Origin of the sequence: Streptomyces sp. KR55 (assembly GCF_052245645.1) — a bacterium.
Classification (GTDB): domain Bacteria; phylum Actinomycetota; class Actinomycetes; order Streptomycetales; family Streptomycetaceae; genus Streptomyces; species Streptomyces flavusporus.
In genome coordinates, this window is the sequence record NZ_JBQQCE010000392.1 from 1 (window position 1) to 9,292 (window position 9,292).

Genomic DNA, 9,292 nt, shown 5'->3' on the forward strand with positions numbered 1-9,292 from the left:
CGGATCGCCCTCCGCGGGCGCACAGCCGCGGCCGACGGCCGGCGGATCGTCGTCCGTGGCTGCCGGGCCGAGCCGTGCTGTGTAGGGCCCGCCGCCACCCAGTCGCAGCCACGCGACCGTCCACAGCACCCCCACGGCCCCGAGCAGTCCGAACACGGCGCGCCAACCGAGGGTGTCGCTGACCAGGATGACCAGTGGCGCGGCCAGCACGGTGCCGCCCGCGCCGCCGGCGACGACGACGGCCGACGGAAGGGCGCGCCGTTTCTCCGGGAACCAGGTGAACGCGGTGTAGTTGGCGAGCGGATAGCCCGGCCCCTCACCCGCCCCGAGCACCACCCGGGTGGCGACGAGCGCGCCGAATCCGGCGGCGGGGAGGAGGATCGGCAGCTGAGCCGCCGCCCACACGAGGGCGAGCACGGCGAGCAGGGGCCGGGGGTGGATGCGGTCGCCAAGGAAGCCGACCGAGACGGCGGAGAGGCTGAAGAGCAGATAGAAGCTGCTGGCGATGGTGCCGAACTCGGTGGCGGTGAGCCCGAGATCGTCCTTGATGGGCCCCGCGGTCAGCCCGAGGACGGCCTTGTCGGCGGCGTTGATCACGATGAACAGGGCCAGCAGGACGAGGACGGTCCGGGCGCGGGGCCCGGTGCCGTCGGACGCGGCAGGCTCGGTGCGCGCCTCCACGGTCATACCCGGGCCGGCCGTTCGTCGTGCCGGTCGAAGAGGAACTTCATCCGGGCCCCCTTTGCCCCGAGCAGACCCCCATGCTCCGAACAGAGCTCAGCGGAACGGAACAGGTCCGTTCCGTCTGGCCGGGAACGTACACCCGCCCGGAACGGAACGCAACCGTTCCGTCTGGTGTTAACCTCCCGCAGTGGACTCGACCAGGGACTCGACCGGCAGAAGCGCACTGGCCCCCCGCAGGCCCACCGGCTCCGCGGCGCTCCGGGAGTCGGTGACGGAGACGATCCGGCGGGCGGTGTTCGAGGAGCTGGCCGAGACCGGGTACGCCCGGATGTCGATGGAGGCCGTCACCCGCCGGGCCCGCGTCGGCAAGGCCGCCCTCTACCGCCGCTGGCCCACCAAGGAGGCCATGGTGGTGGAGCTGGTCTCCGAGGCCGCCGCCTCCCACCTGCCGGTGACGGCCGACTCCGGTTCGCTGCCCGCCGACGTCGAGCGCTTCGTCCGCGACACGATGGCCGACCTGCGCCATCCCCTGGTCGGCCGGATCGTCCCGGACCTCGTCGCCGAGTCGGCCCGCAACCCGTCCCTGCGCGACGCGCTGCACGAGGCGGTCCTCGCGCCCCGGCGTGCCGCGGTGGCGACCATCCTGCAGCAGGCGGTGGACCGCGGTGAGCTGCCGGCGGACATCGACATGGGCCTGGCCGTCGACCTCTTCGGCGCCCCGCTGTACTTCAGGATGCTGGCGGTCGGCGGCCCCACCGACGACGCCTACGTCACCCGCCTCACCCACGCCGTGCTGGCCGCCCTCGCCGCGAGCCGCTGACCTGCGCCCCGGGCCGCGTTTTTGTCACGCGCATGCGTAGACGCGCCGCACGGCAAGCACCTACGGTCTCCGGGCAGCCAAGCCCTGGAGTGCCGGATGCGCCGTAGCTCCTCGCCCCTCGCCCTGCTCCTGCTGGGCCTGGGTGTCTTCCTGCTGGTCCTCGCGCCCATGCTCGCGTGGTACGTCAAGCCGCGCGCGGCGGTGAACCCGGTCGACATCGATGTGACCGCGGTCTACACCGGCACGGGCAGCTACTTCGACGTCGACGAGGCCGAGACGCTGCGCGACCGGCGGATCACGGTCACGCAGCGGGTGCGCGGCGACGTCGGTGACAGCGAACGCAGCGGCCGGGCGGTGTGGGACGTGGTCACCACGGTCGACACGGACAAGTCCCTGCCGGCCGCCGATCCGCATGACGCGCTGGACTTCTCCACCGCCCGCTGGGTCACCGACCGCCTGACCAACCGGCCGGCGCACTGCTGCCGGGAGCAGCCGTACCACGAGGGCGAGGCCTACCTGAAGTTCCCCTTCGACGTGCAGAAACGCCCGTACCGCTGGTGGGACAGCCAGCTCGGCGCGACGGTCACCCTCTCCTACCGGGGCACCGAGAAGATCCGCGGCTACCAGGGGTACGTCTTCACAGGCACCGTTCCTCCGACAAAGATCGGTACCCGTCAGGTTCCGGGGGCCCTGGTCGGCCGGCCCGAGGCGGCGCAGGTGTTCGCCGAGGAGTGGTACTCCAACCACGGCATCAAGCTGGTCGTCGACCAGGCCACCGGCCGTGTTCTCTCCGCCCAGCTGGGCCCCCGCCAGACCCTGCGTGCACCGGGCGGCACCAAGGACGCCGTGGTGCTCCTGGACGTGCCGAAGCTGAGCCACACTCCGGCCACGCAGGAGTTCGCGGTCGGCAAGGCCGAGGAGGACAGGGTGCGGCTGCGCGCGGTCGGGCGGACCGTGCCGATCGGTGCGGCCGCGGCGGGGTTCGTCCTCGCGGCCGCGGGGGGTGTGCTGCTGGTACGCGGGCGGGCGCGTCCCGAGGACGGGTGACGCGCGCGCCGCAAGGGACCCCGAGAGCGTCCTGTGGGAGTCGTCGACGTGGTCAGGCGCCGCAGGAGCGCAGGAACTTCCGGGTGCGGACCGCGATCGGCAGGGGCTTGTCCGGCTCGCAGGGGTACATGTCCTGCTCGACGATCGCGAACAGCTCGATGCCCAGCCCCTGCGCCGCAGCCAGCACCGGCTCCAACTCCGGTACACCGGACGGGGGTTCGCACATCACCCCGCGCTGCACGGCCGGCCCGAACGGCACCCCGCCCGCGACGACGTCGGCGAGGATCTCCGGGTCGACCTGCTTGAGGTGCAGGTAGCCGATGCGTTCGCCGTACGTCTCGATCAGCTTGACGCTGTCGCCGCCGCAATAGGCGTAGTGCCCGGTGTCCAGGCAGAGGTTGACCAGCTCGGAGTCGGTGGAGTCGAGGAAGCGCTCGACGTGCGCCTCGGTGTCGATGTGGGTGTCGGCGTGCGGGTGGACGACGATGTCGAGGCCGTACGTCTCCTTGACCTCGTGGCCGAGGCGTTCCATGCCCTTGGTCAGGTGGGCCCACTGCTCGGCCGTGAGCTCCGGCGGCTCCAGGATCTCGGCGGTCTTGTCGTCGCGCCAGAACGACGGGATGACCACGAGGTGCCGCGCGCCCATGGCCCGGGTGAGCGCGGCGACCTGGCTGACGTGCTCCCAGGTGGACTCCCAGACGGACGGCCCGCGGTGCAGGCCGGTGAAGACCGTGCCCGCGGACACCTTCAGGCCGCGCTTGTCGACCTCGTCGGTGAGCCGGGCCGGGTCGGTCGGCAGATAGCCGTACGGGCCCAGCTCGATCCAGGAGTAGCCCGCCTCGGCAACCTCGTCCAGGAAGCGTTCCCAGGGCACCTGCTGAGGGTCGTCGGGGAACCAGACGCCCCAGGAGTCCGGCGCCGAGCCCACCCGGATACGGTCGAGGGAAGGGGCGGTTGCCATGTCAGGAGGTCCCTTCGGAAGAAGCGGGTGTTGCTTTCGCGGGCGCGGTGAGGTCTTCCTCTTCCGGAAGCTCCTCGACATCGACGCCGCGGACCTGGGCCAGCTCGTGCTTGAGAGCGGCGAGTTCGGTGCCGCCGGCCATGTGGTTGGTCAGCTCCTCGAGGCCGATCTCGCTGCGGTCGGCGCTCAGTTCCAGGGTGCCGAGGCGCAGGACGCTGAAGTGGTCGCCGACCATGTAGGCGTGGTGGGGATTGTGGGTGATGAAGATGACGCCGAGTCCGCGGTCGCGGGCGGCGGCGATGTACTTCAGGACCACGCCGGACTGCTTGACGCCCAGGGCGGCGGTCGGCTCGTCCAGGATGAGGACGCGGGCGCCGAAGTAGACGGCGCGGGCGATGGCCACGCACTGGCGCTGGCCGCCGGAGAGCGTGCCGATGGGCTGCTCCAGGTCGTCGAGGACGATGCCCATGTTGCGCAGTTCCTCGTCGGCGGTCTTCTTCATCCGCTCGATGTCGAGGCGGCGGATCGGCCAGGGGCCCTTGGTCATCTCGGAGCCGAGGAAGAAGTTGCGCCACACCGGCATCAGCGGGACGGTCGCCAGGTCCTGGTAGACGGTGGCGATGCCCCGGTCGAGGGCCTCGCGCGGGGTGGTGAAGCGGACCGGTTCTCCGTCGACGAGGAACTCGCCCTCGGTGTGCTGGTGCAGCCCGGAGATGATCTTGATCAGGGTGGACTTGCCGGCGCCGTTGTCGCCGAGGACGCAGGTCACCTTGCCCGGGTGGACGGCGAGGTCGACGCCGTGCAGGGCGCGGATGTTGCCGTACGACTTCCCGGCGCCGCGCAGTTCGACGATCGGCCGGTCCTGCTCGGGGACGGTGTCCTTCAGGACGGCTCCGTGGGTGCCGGTTCCGTTGGCGTTGGTCATTGCGTCACCTCCGGGTCGCCGTGCGACGGACCCACAGATTGATGAGGACGGCCCCGAGCAGCATCACACCGAGGAAGGCCTTGAACCAGTCGGGGTTCCACCCGGCGTAGACGATGCCCTGGTTCACCATGCCGAACATGAAGGCGCCGAAGACCGGGCCGATGGCGGAGCCGTAGCCGCCGGTGAGCAGACAGCCGCCGATGACGGCCGCGGCGATGAAGATCAGCTCCTGGCCGACACCCTCGCCGGACTGCACGGTGTTGAAGGAGAACAGCTGGTGCATGCCGACGAACCAGGCACCGAAGCCGACCAGCATGAACAGCGTGATCTTGGTGAAGGTCACCGGGACACCGACGGCCCGCGCGCTCTCCTTGTTGCCGCCGACCGCGAAGATCCAGTTGCCGTACTTGGTGCGCAGCAGCACCCAGGTGGCCAGGGCCGCGAACACCAGCCACCACACGACGGTGATCTTCACCTGGACGCCGCCGACGTCGAAGGACGAGGCGAAGATCGCCCGCGCCTGGTCGAAACCGTCCATGTTGCTGATGTCGTCGGTCGCGACGTTGCCGGTGACCAGCTTGGTCACCGCGAGGTTCACGCCCTGCAGGATCAGAAAGGTGCCCAGCGTGACCAGGAAGCTCGGCAACCCCGTTTTGACCAGCATCCAGCCGTTGAACGCACCGATGCCGAGCGACACCACGAGCGCGACGATCACGCCCATCCAGACGTTCAGGGTCAGCTGGTAGCTGAGCATGCTCGCGGTCAGCGCCGAGGTGATCACGGCGACACCGGCCGACAGGTCGAACTCGCCGCCGATCATCAGCAGCGCCACGGGCAGCGCCATGATCCCGATGGTCGACGCCTGGTACAGGACCGTGGCCATCGAGGAGCCCTGACGGACCGAGGGCGCCGCGATCAGGAAGAAGACGAACACCGCGACGGCGCCGAGGAAGACACCGACCTCGGGCCGGGCGAGCAGCCGCAGCGCCAGGGGACGCTGCCGGGTCCGCCCGTCGGACTGCTTGGGGCCGGGGGACGGCGGTGTGCTCACCGCCGGCGCAGCCTGCTGGGTCATGCTCATCACCGGGTGCCCTTCGCGGCGAACTCGGCGATCCGCTCGACATTGGACTTGTCGACGAACGCCGGGCCGGTCAGCACCGGCTGCTCACCGCCGCCGCTGTAGTTGCCGTTGTTCTTGAAGAGCCACAGGGAGTCGACCGCGAGGTAGCCCTGGAGGTAGGGCTGCTGGTCGACGGCGAACTGGATGTCGCCCCGCTCGATGGCGCTGGTGAGCTCCTTGTTGAGGTCGAAGGTGGCGACCTTGGCCTGGCTGCCCGCCTCGGACACCGACTGCACCGCGGTCAGCGCGAAGGGGGCGCCGAGCGTGACGACGTAGTCGAGGGAGCTGTCCTGCTTCAGCTTGGCGGTGATCGTCGACTTCACGGACGGCATGTCGGTGCCGTTGACGTTCAGGGTCTCCGTGGTGCCCGAGAACGTCTTCTTCACCCCGTCGCAGCGCTGGGTGAGGCCGATGTTGCCCTGCTCCTGGATGACACAGACGGCCTTCTTCGCGCCGACCTCGTTGAGCCGCTTGCCCAGCGCCTCACCGGCCACCGTCTCGTCCTGGCCGAAGAACTCCAGCAGGCCGAGGTCCTTCCAGTCGCTCACCCCGGAGTTGAGTCCGACCACGGGTATGTCGGCCGCCTCCGCCTTGCCGATGACGCTCTTGAGGGCGTCCGGCTTGGCGAGGGTGACGGCGATACCGTCGACCTTCTGGTCGATCGCGTTCTGCACCAGGTTGGCCTGGTTGCCGGCGTTGGGGTCGGCGGAGTAGACGAGCTTGATGTTGTCCTTGGCGGCGGCGGCCTCGGCACCCTTGCGCACGATGTCCCAGAAGGTGTCGCCGGGCGCCTGGTGGGTGACGAGCGCGACCGTCATCCGGGGCGTGGTGGCCTTGCCTGCCGAGGCACCGTCCGCTCCCTCCTCGGCCTTCTTGCCGCCGGAGCTGCTGGAGCAGCCGGCGAGCACCAGGGCCGCCGCCGCTGCCACGGCCAGGGCGGGGATGATTCTGCGAGAGCGGTCCATCTTTCCTGCACCTCACTGTGCGACCGGGGGAAAGGCTGTGTTGGGACCGGATCCAACTCCCTTGGCGCCACCACTGTCAATACTTTGTTAAGACATCATTTCACAAACAGGTCAGAATGTAAGTACAAAGTGCTACGGTGGGCTGCGGGAGGGATGCCATGCCCAGCACTGACTCCGGACTCGCCGCCGTACGCTTCACAGTCGACCGCACCAGCCCCGTACCCCTCTATCACCAGCTTGCACAGCAGTTGGAGGCGGCCATCGAGCGCGGGGTGCTCACCCCCGGCGACCGCCTCGGCAACGAGGTCGACCTGTCCGTACGTCTCGGACTGTCCCGGCCCACGGTCCGCCAGGCCATCCAGTCCCTGGTCGACAAGGGTCTGCTGGTCCGCCGCCGGGGCGTCGGCACCCAGGTCGTCCACAGCCAGGTCAAGCGCCCGTTGAAGCTCAGCAGCCTCTACGACGACCTGGAGGCCGCGGGCCAGAGCCCCACCACGCGCGTGCTGCGGGCCGGGTCCGTGCCGGCCCCACCCGACGTCGCGGCCGCTCTCGGCATCACCGAGGACAGCGAGGTCACCGTCCTGGAACGGCTCCGCTGCACCCACGGCCGGCCGGTGGCCTTCCTCGTCAACTACCTGCCCACAGACCTGCTGCGCCTGAACACCGAGGCCCTCGAATCCACCGGCCTGTACCGCATGATGCGCTCCGCCGGCATCACCCTGCACAGCGCCCGCCAGTCCATCGGCGCCCGCTGCGCCACCGCCGAGGAGGCCGCACTGCTTCAGGAGCGGGAGGGCGCCGCGCTCCTGACCATGCAACGCACGGCCTACGACGACACGGGCCGCGCCGTCGAGTACGGGACGCACATCTACCGCGCGTCCCGGTACGCGTTCGACTTCCAGTTGCTGGTACGACCCTGACGTCAGTGCGCCGCGTCGAGGCGGGCCCGTTGCTCCGCCGACAGTTCCAGGTCCACGGCGGCGAGGTTCTCCTCCAGCTGGGCCGCCGACGACGCCCCCGCGAGCGGAACGACGGGCAGCTCCCCGCCCATCTGCCAGGCCAGCACCACCTGGTTGACGCTCGCCCCGGTCTCCCGCGCCACCTCACGCAGCACGGCCAGCCGGGCCGGCGTTCCGGGGTGGTCGTAGTCGGGCGGCAGCGGCTTGTCCGCACGTCCGTACGCCCCGCCCAGCAGCGGTGAGTAGGCGACCAGCGTCAGCGCGGGCTCGGAGCGCAGATAGCCGAGGAGTTCGGCACCGGCGTGGCCGAGGCTGCCGTCGGGGAAGAGGTCGCTGGGCACGTCGAAGCGGGGCCGCAGATGGCTGTGCTGGTACTGGAGCACCTCGTAGCCGGGCAGCCCGGCCGCGGCAGCCAGGGCACGGGCCCGCTCCACCCGCCAGATCGCCTGGTTGCTGACCCCGAGCAGACCGACGGTGCCCTCCGCGACCAGTGCGGCGAACCCCTCCACGGTCTCCTGGAGGGGAACCCTGTGATCGTCGATGTGCGCGTACAGCAGGTCCAGTTTCTGCACGCCGAGCCGTTCCCGGCTGCGCTCGGCCGACTCGCGGATCACCTTCGCCGACAGGCCCTCCGCGTTGTCGGTGTAGCTGGTGCCGGGAGCGAGCGGGCGGGCGCCGAGCTTGGTGGCGATGACGACCTCGTCGCCGATGCCGCGGCTGCGCCGCCACCGGCCGAGCAGTTCCTCGCTGTGACCGCCCTGGCTGCCGTCGATCCAGAACGCGTAGTTGTCCGAGGTGTCGATGAAGTTCCCGCCGGCCTCGACATAGCGGTCGAGAACGGCGAAGGAGGTCTGCTCGTCCGTGCGCGAGCCGAACAGCATCGCGCCGAGCGCGAGCACGCTGACCTCGCGGCGGTGGCGCGGATCGGTGCCGATGGTGCGGTATTTCATGGTGGTCCCTCCCGTTCGGCCCGCTTGTCCGGGCACGAACGGGAGTCTTCAGTTTGAAGCGCACTTCAGGTCAAGGCCTACGACGGACCCGCAGCTTCGAACCGCATGTCCAGCGGAGCGCTCAGGCGGCCGGCCGGGACAGGGTGCTGCCCGCCCTTGGCGCGCGTGGCCTCGACCGCTTCCCAGTCCTCGGTGCTGAGGTCGGCGAGTGCGGCCGGGAAGACGCCGTCCTGCTCCTTGAGGATGTGGTCGCGCAGCTCGGCCATCGCCTCCATCAGCCGGTCCGGCCAGGTCGGGTCCGAGGGCGTCGCACCGTCGGCGGCCTCGGCCGGCACCGACTCGATCCGGCGGTGCTCGGCCTCCAGGGCGGCGTGCCTGCCCGTGCGGCTCCCGCGGAACAACGGCTGCGTCTGCCGTTCTCACGCCCCAAGGGGGTAGGGCCGGTCGGCCCTACCCCCTCGCCGCGGCCGTGGGGACGATGGACTGATGCTCCAGAACGACGCCTTCCGCGCACTCGACCGGCAGGAGTGCCTGCGCCTGCTCGCCAAGGTGCCGGTCGGCCGCGTGGTCTACACCCGACAGGCACTGCCCGCGGTCCTCCCCATCAACTTCGCCCTCGACACGGATGCCTCCGTCCTGCTGCGCACCTCACCGGACTCGGACCTCGTCCGCGCCATCGACGGCGTCGTGGTCGCCTTCGAGGTGGACGAGTTCGACGCGGCGCCCCGGTCCGGCTGGAGCGTGGTCGTCACCGGTCCGGCCACCGTGGTGACCGATCCCGCCGAGCACGAGCGGCTGTCCCAAGCCGGCCCCGTTTCCTGGATGCCCCTGCGGGACCCGGTGTTCGTGCGGATCGAGTCC

Annotated in this window: 11 protein-coding genes; 4 read left to right on the plus strand and 7 right to left on the minus strand. The window is 70.4% G+C overall.

Annotated elements, in window-relative coordinates:
* On the minus strand, positions 1-687 hold a 687-nt coding region (locus ACTWQJ_RS38870), incomplete at its 3' end, for an MFS transporter (protein WP_443311148.1).
* Positions 688-871: 184 nt separating this feature from the next.
* Between ACTWQJ_RS38870 and ACTWQJ_RS38875 the strand changes: the two genes are divergently transcribed.
* Positions 872-1,504, plus strand: a complete 633-nt coding sequence (locus ACTWQJ_RS38875; protein ID WP_443311149.1) for a TetR/AcrR family transcriptional regulator — start codon at positions 872-874, stop codon at positions 1,502-1,504.
* Between the two features lie 96 nt (positions 1,505-1,600).
* The gene (locus tag ACTWQJ_RS38880) at positions 1,601-2,551 is read left to right on the plus strand and encodes a DUF3068 domain-containing protein (protein WP_443311150.1); all 951 of its coding nucleotides are present in this window, start codon (positions 1,601-1,603) and stop codon (positions 2,549-2,551) included.
* Positions 2,552-2,603: 52 nt separating this feature from the next.
* Here ACTWQJ_RS38880 and ACTWQJ_RS38885 read toward each other — a convergent pair whose 3' ends face one another.
* Genes ACTWQJ_RS38885 through ACTWQJ_RS38900 form a run of 4 tightly spaced genes read right to left on the minus strand, consistent with a single transcriptional unit; the run spans position 2,604 to position 6,522 of the window.
* Positions 2,604-3,512, minus strand: coding sequence for a sugar phosphate isomerase/epimerase family protein (locus ACTWQJ_RS38885; RefSeq protein ID WP_443311151.1), 909 nt, complete (start codon positions 3,510-3,512; stop codon positions 2,604-2,606).
* A 1-nt stretch (position 3,513) separates the two neighbouring features.
* A complete protein-coding gene (locus ACTWQJ_RS38890; RefSeq protein ID WP_443311152.1) occupies positions 3,514-4,437 on the minus strand; it encodes an ATP-binding cassette domain-containing protein in 924 nt (307 codons plus the stop codon).
* A 4-nt stretch (positions 4,438-4,441) separates the two neighbouring features.
* Positions 4,442-5,518, minus strand: coding sequence for an ABC transporter permease (locus ACTWQJ_RS38895; RefSeq protein ID WP_443311153.1), 1,077 nt, complete (start codon positions 5,516-5,518; stop codon positions 4,442-4,444).
* Positions 5,518-6,522, minus strand: coding sequence for a sugar ABC transporter substrate-binding protein (locus ACTWQJ_RS38900; RefSeq protein ID WP_443311154.1), 1,005 nt, complete (start codon positions 6,520-6,522; stop codon positions 5,518-5,520). Before ACTWQJ_RS38900 ends, ACTWQJ_RS38895 begins: the two co-directional genes overlap by 1 nt.
* A 158-nt stretch (positions 6,523-6,680) precedes the next feature.
* Here ACTWQJ_RS38900 and ACTWQJ_RS38905 point away from each other — a divergent pair, with 158 nt between their 5' ends.
* Positions 6,681-7,442, plus strand: coding sequence for a GntR family transcriptional regulator (locus ACTWQJ_RS38905; RefSeq protein WP_443311155.1), 762 nt, complete (start codon positions 6,681-6,683; stop codon positions 7,440-7,442).
* A 2-nt stretch (positions 7,443-7,444) separates the two neighbouring features.
* Here ACTWQJ_RS38905 and ACTWQJ_RS38910 read toward each other — a convergent pair whose 3' ends face one another.
* Positions 7,445-8,431, minus strand: coding sequence for an aldo/keto reductase (locus tag ACTWQJ_RS38910; RefSeq protein ID WP_443311156.1), 987 nt, complete (start codon positions 8,429-8,431; stop codon positions 7,445-7,447).
* 77 nt (positions 8,432-8,508) lie between these two features.
* Positions 8,509-8,832: a hypothetical protein gene (locus ACTWQJ_RS38915; RefSeq protein ID WP_443311157.1), complete on the minus strand. Its 324-nt coding sequence runs from the start codon at positions 8,830-8,832 to the stop codon at positions 8,509-8,511.
* A gap of 85 nt (positions 8,833-8,917) precedes the next feature.
* On the opposite strand from ACTWQJ_RS38915, the gene ACTWQJ_RS38920 reads away from it, so the two are divergent.
* Positions 8,918-9,292 (plus strand): pyridoxamine 5'-phosphate oxidase family protein (locus ACTWQJ_RS38920; protein WP_443311158.1); only part of this gene is annotated, 375 nt, incomplete at its 3' end.